We start from the raw sequence: 16943 nt of genomic DNA, 5'->3' as shown, positions 1-16943 counted from the left end.
ACATGGCAGCCCCGGTGTTCGGCGCCGTCCGCATGATCGCCCTCGGGCAGCTGCGGCGCCGCTGGCCCAGCCTGGTCGCCCTCGGGCTGCTCGTCGGGCTGGTCGGCGCGGTCGTCGGCGGCGCGGCCGCGCTGACCCGGCGCACCGGGACCGCGCCGGCTCGGCTCGAACGCGCGACCGCCGTGCCGGATCTGCAGATCACCGTGCCCGCCGGGCCGGGGCTCGCGGCCAGGGCCGCGGCGGTCGTACCCGGCCTGCAGTCCGTCTGGGTCACCGCGGCGTCCGMGGCCCGGGTGGAGAACCGGCCGGGCGTCGTGTACCTCGGGATGCTCGCCGGCCACCCGGTCGGCTCGGACGTCGGCGTGTACACGCCGGTCGTCGTGAAGGGCCGGAACTACGACCCGAACGCGGCGGAGGCGGTCCTCGACGAGCGGACCGCCAGGTCACTCGGGGTCAAGGTCGACGACGTCCTGACCCTGCGGGCGCTGACCAGGGACGACTACTTCAACTTCGACACCGGCTTCGGGACGCCGCACGGGGCACGGTTCACGGTGCGGGTGACCGGCCTTGTCCGGATGGCCGGCGCGACGGCCCAGCAGACACCGCTGCTGCTCTCGCCCGCCGTCGCCGGCGACATCGCCACCGTCGGCATCACCGTCATGATCAAGCTGGTGTCGGCGCCGGACGCGGTGGCCCGTGCCGACACGGCGCTCGCCCGCGCCGCGGCGACGGCCGGCGACGAGCAGGACCCCCAGGCGGCCGAGTTCCCGCTCCTGGAGGTGCAGCATCCGGCGACCGACTCGGACGCCCGGGTCGGGGCCACGACCCGGGTGCTGCTGACCGGCCTGGTCGCGTTCGCCGTCGTCGTCGGGGTGACCGGGCTCGCCACCGCCGCGGTGGCGTTCGGGCGCCATCACTACGCACGGCTGACCGAGCAGCGGATCGAGGCCGTGCTCGGCGTGACGCCGGCCGGCAGGGCGGCGGCGCGGGTGCTCGCGGCCGTCCCGGCGGCGGCGCTCGCCGGGCTGGTCGCGGCGACGGGGCCCCTGCTCGCCGGCCGGCTGGAACCGATCGGCCCGCTCGCCGACCTGGAACCCCATCCTGGCTACACGCCCAACCTCGCGGTCGCGGGGATCACCGCGGTGGCCGCCATCGGCGTCGTCCTGGCCCTCGCGGGCTGGTCGGCGGCGCGCGCCGGCCGCGGCCGGGCCGCCACCGGGGCCGCGCGCGCCGCCGGCCCGGTGCGGGCCAGCTGGCTGAGCCCCGGCCCGGCCTGGGCGGGCCCAGCCTGGCTGTGGGTGGGCACGCGGTTCGCGCTCACCGGACACCGGCCGTCGTCGGGCCGGCGCCCATCGGTCATCACCGCCATGATCTCGGTGGCCGCGCTGGTGGCGGCGGCGACGGTCGCGCACGGCATCGACCGGCTCATACGCGATCCCAGCCGTTACGGCTGGACCGCCGACCTCGACCTGCTGGATGCCCGGCCCGACATCGTCGCGCGGCTGAAGGTGGACCCCTGGATAGCCGCCGTCAGCCTGGTCGCCCGGTCGACGGTGCTGGCGGGCGACGGCTGCGACCCGGCGGATACCGCCGATGAGGGCCCCAGCAAGGGGAGCCGGGCGGCGCCCGCGGCGAGGCCGGGTCCCGGCTGCGTGGAGGTCACCGCGTACGCCGTCCACTCGGCCACCGGCCAGCAGGGCTGGACGATGCTCTCCGGGCGAACTGGCCGAGGCCCCGGCGAGGCGGTGGTCGGAACGCACGCCGCCCATGACCTCGGCGTCGAGGTCGGCGACGTCCTCAACCTCGCGCCCAGCCCAGGCGACGGCGACGGGGCACGGGTCACCGTGGTCGGCATCGGCCTCGGGCCGCCGGTCGGCGGCGAACGGCTCGGTGACAACCTGCTGCTCGACCCGGGCGTGCTGGAACGGACCCAACGGACGGCACCCTGGTGGGACGGCCTGGTCACCGCCGCCGACGGCGTGCCGGTGGCGTCGCTCGTCGGCGACCTCGGCGACGAGTACGAGGTGGCACCGCGGCAGCCGCCGACGGAGGTCGCGAACCTGGGCGGCATCGGCAGGCTGCCGGAGGTGCTCCAGATGGTGCTCGGCGGCCTCGCGGCCATCGCGCTGGTCCATTCGGTGACGACCAGCTGGCGCCGGCGCGCCGGCGAGGCCGGCGTCCTGCGCACGCTCGGGAGCACGCCGGCGCAGACGGCCGCGGCCGCGGTGACGGCGGCCTGCGTGACGGCGCTCGGCGCGGTCGGCGTCGGGATTCCCCTCGGCCTCGGGGTCGGGCGCCTGGTGTGGTGGGAGATCGCGAGCGCGACCGGTGTCGGGGGCGACGCCGCGTTCCCGGGCGGGCTGCTGCTGATGTTGCCGCCGGCGGCGCTGGTCATCGGAGCGCTCGCCGCTCTCGTCCCGGCTCCGCGCAATGCCTGGCTGCGGCCCTCGGTCCACTCGCGGTCCGGCTAGGCCAAAGGCCACGCGACGATGGCGGAGCCTCGCGTGGCCGGAGGCCGTCAGAGGCGACCTAGGAGGCGGTCGGAGGGCGGGGCGGCCGCGGCGCGGGCTGTCCGCCGGCGACAGGTGGCCGGTGGGCGGTAGCCGGTAACTGGTGGCTGCTGGCTGGGGTCAGTCGCCGTCGAAGGGGCGGCGTTCCCAGAGCGCGCGCAGGACGGCGGGCGCGAGATCCGCCTTGTGCAGGTAGTCCATGCCACTCTCGGCGACGGTGGCCGGGAGCTCGGTCTTGCCGTAGGTGGAACAGAGGATCACGACGGTATGCGGGTCGGCGTCGCGGATCCGGCTGCCGGCGGCGACGCCGTCGATGCCGGGCAGGTTCACGTCCATCAGGACGAGGTCCGGGCGTAGCGACTCGGCGGCGGCGACACCTGCCTCGCCCGTGTCCGCCTCGCCGGCCAGGACGAATCCCGGCGCGCGCCGGACGACGGCGCGTACCGCTAGGCGAAAGGGCCGCTGGTCGTCCACGACAAGGACCGAGACGGCGGAGGGGGAGGTCATGAATTCAGTGTGTCCGCCCGTCCCGTTCTAACCCAGGATGCGACCACCCAAGTCGAGGGGTGTGGCTAACCCCCCCGCTGCTTCAGCCGCCGCGGGCCGCGCGGCCGGCGCCGGGGCGCGTCTGGCGGGCGCTCGACGATCCGTCCGGGGCGTTGGCGGTGCTCTGCTGCCCCGAGTGCAGGTAGAGCAGGACGGCCTTGACGCGGCGGTTCAGGTCCGGCTCGTCGGTCAGACCCAGCTTGGCGAAGATCGAGTTGCTGTGCTTCTCGACCGCGCGCTCGGAGAGCACCAGGCTCGCGGCGATCGCCGCGTTGCTCCAGCCCTGGGCCATGTGGCTGAGCACCTCGCGCTCTCGCGGCGTCAGCCGGTCGAGCTCGGAATGGGTGCGCCGGGTGTTGGCGGCGACGAGGCCCTCGACGACGGCCGGGTCGATCACCGACTCGCCGGCCGCCACCGCGCGGATCGCCCGCAGCAGCTCGTCCAGCCCGGCGACGCGCTCCTTGAGCAGGTACGCCCGCCCGGCGGAGCCACCCTCCAGCAGCGCGAGCGCGTAGGTGGCCTCGGCGAACTGGCTGAGCACGACGACCCCGACGTGCGGATGCTCGCGGCGCAGCCAGGCGGCGACCTGGATGCCCTCGTCGGTACGCGTCGGCGGCATCCGGATGTCGGTGACGACGACGTCCGGGGACAGCTCGCGGACGGCCTGCTCCACCGACGGCCGGTCCGTGGCGGCGCCGGCCAGCTCCACCCCGTCGGTCCGCTCGATCAGGGTGGCGAGGCCATGCCGTAGCAGCGCATCGTCCTCGGCGAGCAGTACTCGGATGGCCACCGTCTAACCCTAAGCGCACGATCGCGTCGACGTGGCGGTCGCCCATGCGCGGACATATGTCTCGTCGGCGACGGAGCGCCGAAATCGGCCCAGGGGTGGTGTTGCTCCGGGTAGCGCGCGGGCCGGCGCGGCGGGATCTGGTCCGAAATCACGTCGCTCGAAAATCCCGGTCGATTGAGGACAGGATCTGGCCGCTATCGCTTCTAGCGTCGGTTCTGACGACGACGGCGGCGGAGCCCCCGGGCCTCGGGAACGTGCTGATCCCACGGCGTCGGACGTCATCTCCCGACAGGCGCAGGACATACAGGAAGGACCAGCGACGATGGCGACCATCACGAGCACCACCGCCGGCACCGCCACCCTCGAGGTCGGCGCCGCCGACCCCGCCGGCGCCGGCGAGGCCGCGACCGGTGAGGTCGGCGCGGTCGGTGAGGTCGGCGCGGTCGGTGTCGGCGCCCCCGCGCTCGCCGACGAGCGCACCGACCTGCTGGAGACGCTGGCGCGCCACCGGTTCTTCCTGCGCTTCACCACGAAGGACCTGACCGACGAGCAGGCCGCCGCCCGCACCACGGTGAGCCAGCTGACCCTCGGCGGTCTGGTCAAGCACGTCGCGCTCACCGAGAGGCGGTGGCTGGACTTCGTGCTGCGCGGCGCGGACGCGTTCGCGAACGGCTTCAGCGAGCGTGACACCGAGTTCCGCCTGGTGGAGGGCGAGACGCTCGCCGACGTCCTGGCGAGCTACGAGGAGGTCGCCCGGCGCACCGAGGAGATCATCGCCGGCATCCCGGACCTCGGGGCCGGCCACCGGCTGCCGGAGGCGCCCTGGTTCGAGCCGGGCGCGAGCTGGTCGGCCCGCCGCATGCTCCTGCACCTCATCGCCGAGACCTCCCAGCACGCCGGCCACGCCGACATCATCCGCGAGTCCCTCGACGGCGCCCGCACCATGGGCTGACCCCGGCGGGCCCCCGCCCGATCGCGCGGACCCCGGGAGGCGCCGATCCTTCGCGCGCCCCGGTGGACCCGCTCCATGATCTGGTGGGATCTTCGGCGCCAGAGGTCGGAAAATCTCACCGGATCATGGAGCGGCGTCGCGCGGGACCGGCGAGGGCGACGCCCGGGGCCGACGGACGGCACGCCGCGTCGCCCGGGCTGCTGGCAGCGTTTAGGAACTCGTTCAGCAAAACCACAGCCGCCCCGGCGACCCTGAACACATGACAACGCACGAGCCGATGTCGCGCGCCACCGCCATGGTCGCTCCGGCCATGCCGACGGGTCTGGACGAACCGGTCGGCCAGCCGGGAGCCGCGGATCAGGCCGATCGGGCGGGGCAGCCCGGCCTGAGAGACGGCGGCCAGGGGTGGCGAGGACGGCTCGCGCGGGTCGCTCGGGGGCGGCCGGACGACCCGCGGTGGGCCCGGCCGGCGTTGCTCGCGCTGCTGGCGGCGACGGCGGTGCTCTACCTGTGGGGGCTGGGCCGGTCCGGATGGGCGAACGCCTTCTACTCGGCGGCGGCGCAGGCGGGCGGGCAGAGCTGGAAGGCGCTTTTCTACGGGTCCTCGGACGCCGGCAACTCGATCACCGTCGACAAGCCGCCGGTCGCGATGTGGCTGATGAGCCTGTCGGTACGGATCTTCGGGCTGAGCTCGTGGAGCATCCTGGTGCCGGAGGCGCTGTGCGGCGTCGCCTCCGTCGGGTTGCTCTACGCGACCGTCCGGCGGGCCTTCAGCCCGGCCGCCGGCCTGATCGCCGGGCTCGTCCTCGCGACGACGCCGGTGGCCGTACTGATGTTCCGGTTCAACAACCCGGACGCGCTGCTGGTGCTGCTGCTCATCGGCGCCGCGTACGCCACGCTGCGGGCCGTCGAGCGGGCGAGCGCGCGCTGGCTCGCGCTCGCCGGCGTGCTGGTCGGGTTCGGCTTCCTGACCAAGATGCTGCAGGCGTTCCTGATCGTGCCGGTGCTCGCCGCGGTGTACCTGGTCGCGGCGCCGACGGGGATCGGCCGGCGGGTGCGCGACGTGCTGCTCTCCGGCCTCGCGCTGGTCGCCTCGGCCGGCTGGTACATCGCCGTCGTCGAGCTCGTTCCGGCGTCGGCCCGCCCGTACATCGGCGGCTCCCAGCACAACAGCATCCTGGAGCTGACCCTCGGCTACAACGGCTTCGGCCGGCTGACCGGCGACGAGACAGGCAGCGTGGGCGGGGGTCCCGGCGGCGGCGCCGGCGGCGCGGCCGGACGGGTGTTCGGCCCACCGACGGCCGGCGGCGGCTGGGGCCAGACCGGCTGGGGCCGGATGTTCAACAGCGAGATCGGCGGCCAGGTCGCCTGGCTGCTGCCGGCCGCGCTCGCGCTGCTCGTCGCCGGCCTGTGGGTGACGTGGCGGGCCACGCCGCCGTCGGTGCCCTCCGCGGCCGGCGACGAGGCTGCCCGGCAGCCGCGTTGGGCGCCCCGCACCGACCGGGCGCGCGCGGCGTTCCTGGTGTGGGGCGGCTGGCTGCTGGTGACGGGCATCGTCTTCAGCCAGATGCAGGGGATCTTCCACCCGTACTACACGGTCGCGCTCGCCCCGGCGATCGGCGCGCTGGTCGGCATGGGGTCGGTGGCGCTGTGGGAGCGCCGCGAGCACCTGGCGGCCGCCGGCACGCTCGCCGCTGTCACGGCCCTCACGGCGTGGTGGTGCGCCCACCTGCTCGGCCGCACCGCCGGCTGGCACGACTGGCTGCGCCCGGCCGTGCTCGTCGTGGGGCTCGCAGGCGCGGTGCTGCTCCTGGGCGTGTCCCGGATGCCGGCTCGCGCGGGTCTCGCCGTCGCGGGTCTGGCTCTGGTCGGCTGCCTGCTCGGTCCGACCAGCTACGCGCTGGCGACCGCGGATGCGCCGCACACCGGCGCGCTCCCGAGCGCGGGCCCGGCGGCCGGCGGCCGGAACGCTCGTCCCGCCGCCGGCGCCTTTCCCGGCGGCCAGGGCCAACTGGGCCAGGGTCAGGGGCAGCAAGGTCAGGGACAACAGGGGCAGGGCGGCTTCCCGTGGCAAGGCGGCACGGCACCCGGTGGCGGCTTCGGCCGTGGTCTCGGTGGCGGGACACCAGGCTTCCCTGGTGGCCAGGGCGGCACCGGTGGTCAGGGGGGTACCGGTGGTCAGGGGGGTACCGGTGGTCAGGGCGGCGGTGGGTTCCCCGGCGGGGGCGGCGGCATGGGCGGCCTGCTGGGCGCGACCGACCCGGGCGCGGACCTGGTGGCGTTGCTGAAGCAGAACAGCTCCGCGTACACCTGGTCCGCGGCCGCCGTCGGCTCGAACAACGCCGCCGGGTACCAGTTGGCGGCCGATGAGCCGGTCATGGCGATCGGTGGCTTCAATGGCACCGACCCGTCGCCCACACTCGCGCAGTTCCAGAAGTACGTCGCCGACGGAAAGATCCACTACTTCATCGGTGGTGGGCTTTCCGGGCGCGGGAACGGCGGTAGCCAGCAGGCCTCCGCGATCACCGCGTGGGTCCAGCAGAATTTCACCGCCTCCACGGTCGACGGCGTCACCGTCTATGACCTGACTACCAACCCTGACGGGGCGACGAGCAGCGGTGGCGGCACGGGCAACGGCGGAACGACGGTGACCTGAGGTCGGCGCTGAGGCCGGCCCGTGGCCCGTTGCCCATGGCTCTGGCTCTGACGCCGGCGTTCGGGCCGGTGCTGGCGCTGGCAGATCCGCGATGCCCGCCGTGCTCGTCCGGCCACGGCGGGCATCGCGGAACGTGGAGAATTAGGGGCACCTGGCGCATCGTGTCGGGTGAGAGACGGTTGATCCGGTCGAGCGGCGCGCGGGCGCGATGCTTGGGTGCGTCGAAGGCGGGCTTTCGGCCGAGCCGCCTCTCGCTCGCGATGGCGTCGGCTCTCGCCGGTCGTCGGCCGGCGAGGCGTGGTGCCTGTGGGGAGGCGCGGCGCCGGCGGGTGGGCGCGAGCCCCGGGAGATGGGAGACGTGTTCTTCCGTGATCGTGGATCGGACGCTCGTCGAGCGGGCCCTTCCGGGCTATGCGCTGGGCGCGCAGGTTGGTCGCGGCGGGGCCGGCACGGTGTTGGCGGCCAAGGACCGGCTGCGCCGCGACGTGGCCATAAAGGTGCTGCCGAGCGCTCCGGAATCGGGCACGCACCCCGAGGATGAGGCGCTCATTCTCACCAGGCTCGAGCATCCCCACATCGTGCGGGTGTACGACTTCGTACCCGCTGGCGAACTGGCCCTCATCGTCATGGAGCTGCTGGCGGACGGCGACCTCAAGGCCAAGCTGAGGCAGTCGCGGGCCGCGCCGGAATGGGCCTGCGCGGTGGTGCTCGCCGTGGCGGGAGCATTGGAGACGGCGCATCGGCGGGGGCTGCTGCACCGCGACGTGAAGCCGGCGAACGTACTGTTCACGGCGGACGGCCGGGCGAAGCTTACGGATTTCGGCATCGCGAAGGACATCGCTGGCACGGCGTCCGTCACCAGCTCCATCGTCGGGACGCCGCGTTACATGGCTCCAGAGCAGTTCCTGGGGCAGCCATTACGTCCCACCGTCGACGTGTACGCGCTCGCGGTCGTCGCCTACGAGATGGCCGCCGGCATGCCCCTGTTCGGTGGCGACACGGACAGCTACCTGAGGCTGCGCGATGCGCACCTGCACACCCCGCCCCCACCGCCGCCCGGCGTGCCGGCCCAGGTCAGCCAGGCACTGCTGACGGCCCTGGCCAAGGACCCGGCGCACCGCCAGCAGTCCGCCCGGGCGTTCGCGCTCGACCTCGCCGAGGCCGCCGCGGCCACTCTCGGGCCCGGCTGGATGGACCGAGCCCAGACCCCCGTCGACCTCGACGACGACGTCCGCGCCGCCGCGAGGGGTTCCTCCCGCCTGGCCATGCCAGCGGCTGGCCTGCCCGCGACACCAGCACCCGCGACACCAGCACCCGCGACGCCAGCACCCGCGACGCCAGCACCCGCGACGCCAGCACCCGCGACGCCAGCGCCAGCGGTGCCGGCACCTCCGATGCCGCAGCTTCCCGCGCTGCGGCCCTCCGTTCCGCCGCGCTCCACGCCGCTGCCCCCAATGCCGTCGCCCTCCCCGGTACCGCCCTCCCCATTTCCGCCGGTTCCGACCGGCCTCGCCCCGACCACCCCCTATCTCCCGGGCGTGGGATACGGAACGCCAGCCCACAACKCCGCGAACCGGCCGGCACCCGGCGGCGTCCGACAGATTCCGCCGGCGGGCTTCGGTGGCTATTCAGCGGGGCCTGGATACGGGAGCCAGCCGGCTTCCGGCCCGGGCGGATACCAGGGCGCTCCGCCTCCAACTCCGACGCCTCCGCCGCCGCCCGCGCGCGACAACAGCCGGCGCAACCTCATCATCGGCGGTGTCGCCATCGGTGCCGTACTGGTGGTTCTGATCGTCGTCCTGGTGATCGTGGCCAGGCCGAAGGACGACACCGGAACGGTGGTGAGCGGCGCGTCGCCGGGCGCGACCACGTCGGCGAGTCCTCCGCCCACGACGGCGCCGACAACTCCGGTCAAGGCTCCGCCCTCCGCCCCGCCGTCGACGCCGACCGCGGCGCTCAGCCTGGCGGAGCAGGCGCTCGTGGCCAAGCTGGACTCCGGCTCGCTGTCGGGTTGCAAGCCGGCGGCCAGCCAGGAGAACTTCACCGTCCAGGCCGCCGTCACCTGCATCTCGACGGGGGAGAAACACGCGGTCGCCGCGTTCAGCTTCTTCGACGCGGATTCACTGGCGCAGTTCACCAAGACCCGCGACGACGAGGTCACGGACTCCGGCTCCTGCAAGAACGGCAAGGACCACGTCGGCCGGTGGAACTACACCGGCGAGACCGCCGAGCAGGGCGCGCTGATCTGCGGCCACGAGAACGGTGACTTCTACATCTACTGGACCTACGACGCCGACCTGGTCGCGTTCATCACCTTCGACGAGGACGGCCGCGGCCTCTACGAGTGGTGGACCGACTTCGACGCCCTGCCCTGAGCCCCTAGGGTTGGATGACGGCCAACAGGTCGCCGACCTCGACGGAGTCGCCGGTGGTGTGGGCGAGTTCGGTGATGGTGCCGGAGATGGAACTGGTGACGGCGGCCTCCATTTTCATGGCTTCGACGACGGCGAGTCGGGCGCCCTTCTCGATGGTGTCGCCGACCTTGACGGCGTAGGTGACGATGCCGGGGAGGCCGGCGGCGATGTGGCCGGGGTCGTTCGGGTCGGCGCGGCGGGCGGCGGCGGAGACGGCGGTGATCGACTCGTCGCGGACGCGGACGGGCCTGGGCTGGCCGTTGACGCGCAGGTAGAGGGTGCGGATGCCGGCGCGGTCGGGTTCGCCAATGGTTTCGAGCTCGACGATGATCTCGACCCCGGGTTCGAGGAAGACGCTGGCGGGTTCGCCGGGCAGCAGGCCGTAGAGGAAGGCCTCGGTGGGGATGACGGAGCTGTCGCCGTACTGCTCGAAGGCCTTGTTGTAGTCGCGCCACGGTCCGGGGAACAGCAACCGGGACAGTGCGGCCCGCCGGTCCTCGCCGGCCAGCGCGGTCCGGTCGTCGGATGCGAGTTCGGCGTCCGGCGGGGCTGGGCGCCGGCCGGCGAGCGCCCGCTCGCGGAACGGCTCGGCGAAGCCGGCTGGCGGGGTGCCGAGCTCACCGGCGAGGTAGCCCAGCACGCTCGCGGGCAGGTCGAACTTCTCCGGTTCGGTGCGCAGGGTGTCCGGGTCGATGTTGCCGCCGGCGATGAACAGGGCGAGGTCGCCGACGACCTTGCTCGTCGGCGTCACCTTGATCGGCTTGCCGAGGAGCTCGTTCGCGATCGCGTAGCACTCGGTCACCTGTGTCCAGCGGTCGCCCAGACCCAGTGAGATGGCCTGCTGGCGCAGGTTCGTGAGCTGGCCGCCGGGGATCTCGTGGCGGTACACGGCGCCCGTCGGTGCGCGTAGGCCGGCTTCGAAGGGTGCGTAGAGGTCGCGGACCGCCTCCCAGTAGGCCTCCAGCGCCGACAGCGCGGCAAGCGGGATGCCGGTGGCGCGATCGGTGTGGTCGGTGGCGGCGACCAGCGCGGACATGTTCGGCTGGCTGGTGCCGCCGGACATCGGGGCCGCCGCGGCGTCCACCGCGTCGACGCCGGCGTTCGCGGCGGCGAGCAGGGTGGCGAGCTGGCCGCCGGCGGTGTCGTGGGTGTGCAGATGGACGGGGACGTCGAACCGCTCCCGCAACGCGGTGACGAGCCGGGTCGCCGCCGGTGGGCGCAGCAGCCCGGCCATGTCCTTGATCGCCAGCACGTGTACGCCGGCCTCGACCAACTGCTCGGCGAGGCGCAGGTAGTAGTCGAGGGTGTAGATCTGTTCGCCCGGGTCCGTGAGGTCCCCGGTGTAGCACAGGGTGCCCTCGACGATCGCGGCCGTGTCGTTCACGACGGCGTCGATGGCGGGGCGCATCTGCTCGATGTCGTTGAGCGCGTCGAAGATCCGGAACAGGTCGATGCCGGTGGCCGCCGCCTCCTGCACGAACGTCTCGACCATCTCGTCCGGGTAGGGCGTGTAGCCGACGGCGTTGCGGCCGCGCAGCAGCATCTGCAGGCAGATGTTCGGCGCCGCCTCCCGCAGCGCCGCCAAGCGGTCCCACGGGTCCTCGGACAGGAACCGCAGCGCCACGTCGTAGGTCGCCCCGCCCCAGCACTCCAGGCTGAGCAGGTTCGGGGTAAGCCGGGCGAACGCGGGGGCGGCGGCCAGGATGTCGAAGCTACGCAGCCGGGTCGCCAGCAACGACTGGTGCGCGTCCCGCAACGTCGTGTCCGTGACCGCCAACGCGGTCTGGGCCCGCAGCCGGGCCGCCCACTCGGTTGGTCCGACCTCGGCGAGCAGCTGACGCGACCCGGCCATCAGCCCGTCCAGCCCGTCCGAACCGTCCAGCCCGTCCGGGCCGTCGGTCGAGTCCAACGGCGGCAGCAGCCGGCGCGGGTCGGTGAACGCCGCGCCGACCGGCCGCTTGTGGCCGTTGACCGTCGCGTGCGCCAACCGGGCCAGCATCCGGCTGGTCTTGTCCGCCCCGCCATCCCCGGCCAGCAGCCACGGCCGTTCCTCGATGAACGACGTCGTCACGCCGCCTTCGAGGAACGACTCGTCGGCGAGCAGCCGGGACAGGAACTCGATGTTGGTCCGCACCCCGCGGATCCGGAACTCCCGCAACGCCCGCCGCGCCCGCCGAGACGCCTTCTCCACCGTGACGCCCCGGCACGTCAGCTTCACCAGCAGCGAGTCGAAGTACGGGCTGACCTCCGCGCCGGAATAGGTCGCCCCATCCAGACGTACCCCCGGACCGCCCGGCGACTGGTAGTACGAGATCGTCCCCGTGTCCGGCCGGAAGTCCTGCGCCGGGTCCTCGGTCGTGACCCGGCACTGGATCGCCACACCCCGGATCGTGATGTTGTCCTGGGACAGGTTGAGGTCCGCCAACGTCTCCCCGGCGGCGATCCGCAGCTGCGCACCGACCAGGTCGACGCCGGTGACCTCCTCGGTCACCGTGTGCTCGACCTGGATCCGCGGGTTCATCTCCATGAACGTGTACGTGCCGTCCGCGCTGACCAGGAACTCGACGGTGCCCGCGTTCACGTAGCCGACGTGCCGGGCGAACCGCACCGCCGCGTCGCACAGCCCGGCACGCACCGCCGGATCCAGCCGCGGCGCCGGCGCGATCTCCACGACCTTCTGGTGACGGCGCTGTACCGAACAGTCCCGCTCGAACAGATGGATGACCGCGCCCGTCGCGTCCCCGAAGACCTGMACCTCGATATGCCGCGGCCGGTCCACCGCCTGCTCCAGGAACACCGTCCCGTCGCCGAACGCCGCCGCCGCCTCCCGCACCGCCGAGGCCACCGCGTCCGCCAGGTCCGCGGACCGTTCCACCCGCCGCAGCCCGCGCCCGCCACCACCCGCCGACGCCTTCACGAACAGCGGGAACCCGACCTCCTCCGCGGCCGCGGCCGCCCCGGCGCCGTCCACCAGCGGAACCGACGCCCGCAACACCGGCAACCCCGCCGCGATCGCCGCGTTCCGCGCCGCGACCTTGTCACCCGTCAACCTCAACACCGCCGGCGGCGGCCCGACGAACGTCACCCCCGCCGCCGCGCACGCCTCCGCGAGCGCCGCCGACTCCGACAGGAACCCGTACCCCGGATGCAGCGCATCCGCCTCGGCGTGCTTGGCGACCCGCAGCAACTCCTCGATGTCCAGATAGCCGCGCACCGGATGCCCCGGCTCACCCAGCTCATAGGCCTCGTCGGCCTTCGTCCGGTGCAGTGACGACACGTCCTCGGGGGTGTACACGGCGACCGTGCGCAGACCCAGCTCATGGGCAGCACGTGACACCCGGACCGCGATCTCACTCCGATTGGCGACCAGGACCTTGTGCACGCGCGCTCCTCATCGGGCTTGGCGTCTCTGGCGCCCTGCGGGCGCCGGCGTCGGACAGACGGACGGGGAACCTGCGGTTAACGGCCCATTCTGGCCGGCGTCAGAAGGGGGGACCAGGGCAACGTGGGGTGACTCACCATGACGGGTCGACACACCACGTAGTCATTAGGCCACGCGGACGATTCCATGCGTGGTTCCGGGCGTCGAGAGCTGGCCATCGGAGCGTCAACGATCAGCCATCCGTCGGCTACGCGTCAAGCGACGCGGTACCCGACGGACGGCGTCCGGCGGCTGGACCGTGCCTAGCGGGTGTAGATGATCTCCCAGAGGCGGGCGGTGGCATCGGTGCTCGTCGTCGCCAGCAGCAGGCCGAACGGGGCGAACGCGCAGCTCATGACGGTGCCGCTGTGGCCGGACAGTGTTGCGACCTCGACTCCGGTGCTGACGTCCCAGAGGCGGGCGACGTCGTCGGTGCTCGCGGTCGCGAGCAGCTGGCCGTCCGGAGAGAACGCGCAGCTCTGCGCCGAACCACCGAGCGTCATCGTCGTCGTGCCGGTCGGGACGTCGGTCACCCGCGTGCCGTCGTTGCTGGTGGTCGCGAGCAGCAGGCCGTCGGGCGAGAAGGCGCACCCGTTCGCGAAGTTCGTGTGCCCGGGCACCTTCATGATGCTCTCGCCGAGCGCGACGTCCCAGAGGAAGATCGCCTCGGCGCCAGCCGAGACCAGCAGCCGCCCATCGGGGGAGAACGCGCAGCCGTAGATCGAGCCGCGGTGTTCGCCGGTGAGGCTGGCGATCTGTTTGCCGGTCGAGACCCCCCACAGCCTGACGGTCCGGTCGGTGCTGGTGGTGGCCAGCAGGGTCCCGTCGGGGGAGAAGGCGCAGCCGTAGACGGGGCCCTTGTGTCCGGAGAACGTCATCGTCTCGGCCCTGGTCGCCACGTCGAAGAGTCGAATGATCTTGTCGCTGCCGGTGATGGCGAGCAGTTTGCCATCGGGGGAGAACGCGCAGCTGTTCGGGATCGAGCTCTTGCGGCCGGGGACGACCAGCTCGTCCACCGACCGCCCGGTGGCCACGTCCCAGAGCTGGATGCCGTCCTTGCTGGTGGTGGCCAGCACCCGGCCGTCGGGAGAGAAGTCGCAGCTCGTGACGTCGCGTTCGTGGCCGGCCAGGGTTGCCCGCATGCTGACCTCGACGAGGTGCGCCGGCCGGTGYGAGCGCTCCATCGTCCCGCCGCGCAGGTCGGCGCCCCCGYGGTCGGCGCCACCGCCGCCGYCACCCCGCGACTGGCCGAGCGGCACCGGCGAGGTCGGCAGGGTGGTGGCGATCCAGTCGTGCTCGGTGATCGACATGCCCGGTCTGGCGTGCGTGTGCAGCAGGCTGCCGGACGCCTCCGCGGCCAGGTCGAACAGCGAGCCGTCGGTCAGCCGCACCCGGGCGAGCACCGTCCCCGCCTCGAACCGGGCGCCCGGCTCGGCGAGCCAGCGGACCATCGTCGCCGTGCCGCCCGGGATCTCCCAGCGGGCCGGCTGGACGACGGGGCTGGGCCGGGCCGCGACCGTGCGCCGGGTGGAGACCGACGCGGCCCAGGCCGCCGCGCCCCGTACGACCGCGAGTTCCGGGTCCGACGGGACGAACAGCTGCTGGGACGGCCAGTCGGTGGCGACGCCCAGCTTGCCGGACAGGATGTCCGCGACCACCGGCATCCGCGAGCCGCCGCCGACGAGCAGTACCCCGCCCAGCTTCTCCGCCGGGATGTCGGCGGCGTCGAGCAGGTGCTGGCAGCAGGCCATCGTGCGGGCCAGCGTCGGCGAGGCGAGCTGGACGAAGCGCTCACGGTCGATGCCGACGAGCAGCCCCGCCGGGCCGAACACGTCCTCGACCATCGGCACGTCGGTGAGCTGGTGCTTCAGCGTCCTGGCGAAGTCGATCAGTTCGTGGCGGGTGCGCCGGGCGGCTGTCTGGAAGACCTCGCCCGGGCCCGTCGGGTTGAGCAGCGGCTCGAGGCTCGGCCCGTGGATGCTGAGGATCTCGTCGAAGAGCAGCTGGTCGAGGTCGCGACCGCCGCAGTCGAAGAGCGAGGAGTGCCCGATCACCTCGTGCCGGCCGGATGAACCGACCGCGATCAACGCCGCGTCGAACGTGCCGCCGCCGAGGTCATAGACCAGCATCAGGTCGCCAGGGTGCGGGCGGCCCGCGCCCAGGGGCGCCCAGGCGGCGGCGACCGGCTCGGCGAGCAGGTCGACGTCGACGAACCCGGCGGCCTCGGCGGCACCGATCATGAGCCGGCGCAGCGGGCCGGTGGGGTCGTAGACCGCGGGAATGGTGACGACGGCGCGTGGCAGCGGCCCGCCGAGCTGCGCCTCCGCCTCGGTCTTCAGCGCGGCCATCGTCGCGGTGACCAGCCGGGCCGGCGGGTAGGTCCRCCCGTCGAGCACCACCGGTGCCTCACGGCGCAGGTCCCGCTTGACCTCGCCGCGGTACGCCGCGGGCCAGATCCGCTTGCKACGCTCGGCGAGCGTCCCGATGATCAGATTCTCGCCGTCCGCGAACACCGAGGACGGCCAGGACACCGCTCCGCTGGCGGACTCCCTGACCAGCTCGACCTGACCGTCGACCACGTACGCCGCGGACGCACGGAAGGTGCCGTAGTCGATCGCGAGGATCGGCTCAGCCACCGCGCCCTCCGTCTGTCTTGCCGGGCCTCGCGCGCGAGCCGCCGGTGCTCGAACAAATACCGCTGACCCGTTGCGTCTGCCGCCTGGTATCAGCGCGCCATCCGCTCCGGGCCGCTGTGTGCCCTCCACCCCGTCGCGGTTGGGGCTCCTTCCGAATCGGCTTCGCCGGTCCAGGTTGTCACCCATCACCGGCACAAGGCCGGCCCACCATCCGCTACGGGTGGCCCCCGTGGTCGTCGGCCAGCATCATCGCCAGGCGGTCGACTTGTCCGGCCGATCCTAGCCGAGTGCCGCATGGACGCCTTCGCGCGGGTAGTCACCCCCTTTTCGTGTTGGCCCCATCGCTCAGTGTGGCCGATTTGGGCCAGCGTTTGGCGAATGCTCCGGAACGGGCTCGGCCGCCGACGCCCGTGATCATCGGCGTCAGGTAGGGCGGGCGGAGCGCGGCCGGACCCCAAGCGCCGTATTTCGCTGTGTTGGTGGGCATGGGGGAGCGAGATCGGCGGTAGAAGGGTGACGTTGGGTAGGTGCAGTAGAGGAGGCCGATATGAGCTCCACAACACTCCCAAGCCGCACGAGGATGACGGCCCGGGCCGCGCGCCTGGCGCCGACGGCGCCGCCGCCGCGCCGCGCGGTGCTGCCGCCGCCGTCGCCCGGTCCGACGCCGGGCCCCGGCGAGCCGGTTCCCCCGGGGCCGGGCCCGGACCCCACGCTCCCGGTCCCCGATCCGGACCCGGTCCCGCCGTCACCGGCGCCGGACCCGTTCCCGCCGGTGCCAGGCCCCGACATTCCCGTTCCGCCGATCCCTACGCCGGAACCGCTGTGACATTGGTTCGCTCCGTGCGGGCGGCGCGCTCCGGCCCCGTACTCACGACCTCCGAAATCGGCTTCGCCGATTCCGCAGGGACCCCGTCGCTCCCACGGGACCTCCGCGCGCCGTCCTCCTCCGCTCATGGGCGCTGCGGCGACCTCGCTGCGGCCCAACCCCGTTCGCTTCGCTCCGGGGCCGGGCCTCCGC

9 protein-coding genes are annotated in these 16943 nt (G+C 73.3%); 5 read left to right on the top strand and 4 right to left on the bottom strand.

Annotated elements, in window-relative coordinates; translation table 11 throughout:
- The first annotated feature begins 2 nt into the window (after positions 1 to 2).
- On the top strand, positions 3 to 2471 hold the full coding sequence (locus tag BCD49_RS19445; RefSeq protein ID WP_241832360.1) for an FtsX-like permease family protein: 2469 nt from the start codon (positions 3 to 5) through the stop codon (positions 2469 to 2471).
- Positions 2472 to 2630: 159 nt separating this feature from the next.
- On the opposite strand, the gene BCD49_RS19440 is transcribed toward BCD49_RS19445, so the two are convergent.
- Together BCD49_RS19440 and BCD49_RS19435 are read right to left on the bottom strand one after the other, a co-directional pair.
- Entirely contained in the window at positions 2631 to 3017 is a 387-nt protein-coding gene (locus BCD49_RS19440) for a response regulator transcription factor (RefSeq protein WP_007518162.1), read from the bottom strand.
- A gap of 82 nt (positions 3018 to 3099) precedes the next feature.
- The gene (locus BCD49_RS19435; protein WP_007518163.1) at positions 3100 to 3846 is read right to left on the bottom strand and encodes a response regulator transcription factor; all 747 of its coding nucleotides are present in this window, start codon (positions 3844 to 3846) and stop codon (positions 3100 to 3102) included.
- Positions 3847 to 4168: 322 nt separating this feature from the next.
- Between BCD49_RS19435 and BCD49_RS19430 the strand changes: the two genes are divergently transcribed.
- The 3 genes from BCD49_RS19430 to BCD49_RS45890 all read left to right on the top strand — a co-directional run bounded on the left by BCD49_RS19430 (position 4169) and on the right by BCD49_RS45890 (position 9829).
- Entirely contained in the window at positions 4169 to 4798 is a 630-nt protein-coding gene (locus BCD49_RS19430) for a DinB family protein (RefSeq protein ID WP_007518165.1), read from the top strand.
- Positions 4799 to 5057: 259 nt separating this feature from the next.
- Entirely contained in the window at positions 5058 to 7454 is a 2397-nt protein-coding gene (locus BCD49_RS19425) for a glycosyltransferase family 39 protein (protein WP_007518167.1), read from the top strand.
- Positions 7455 to 7822: 368 nt separating this feature from the next.
- On the top strand, positions 7823 to 9829 hold the full coding sequence (locus BCD49_RS45890; protein ID WP_071041756.1) for a serine/threonine-protein kinase: 2007 nt from the start codon (positions 7823 to 7825) through the stop codon (positions 9827 to 9829).
- Positions 9830 to 9833: 4 nt separating this feature from the next.
- Here BCD49_RS45890 and BCD49_RS19415 read toward each other — a convergent pair whose 3' ends face one another.
- Positions 9834 to 13250 carry a pyruvate carboxylase gene (locus BCD49_RS19415; protein ID WP_007518170.1) on the bottom strand — a complete coding sequence of 1139 codons (3417 nt, stop codon included), beginning with the start codon at positions 13248 to 13250 and terminating at the stop codon, positions 9834 to 9836.
- A 302-nt stretch (positions 13251 to 13552) separates the two neighbouring features.
- Positions 13553 to 15925, bottom strand: a complete 2373-nt coding sequence (locus tag BCD49_RS19410) for an Hsp70 family protein (RefSeq protein WP_071041755.1) — start codon at positions 15923 to 15925, stop codon at positions 13553 to 13555.
- Positions 15926 to 16472: 547 nt separating this feature from the next.
- Between BCD49_RS19410 and BCD49_RS19405 the strand changes: the two genes are divergently transcribed.
- Entirely contained in the window at positions 16473 to 16751 is a 279-nt protein-coding gene (locus BCD49_RS19405) for a hypothetical protein (protein ID WP_007518174.1), read from the top strand.
- Positions 16752 to 16943: the final 192 nt, after the last annotated feature.

This window comes from Pseudofrankia sp. EUN1h (assembly GCF_001854645.1).
Taxonomy (GTDB): Bacteria; Actinomycetota; Actinomycetes; order Frankiales; family Frankiaceae; genus Pseudofrankia; species Pseudofrankia saprophytica.
Note: the sequence above shows the minus strand (reverse complement) of the source record. Positions and strands in the feature narration are given on the sequence as shown.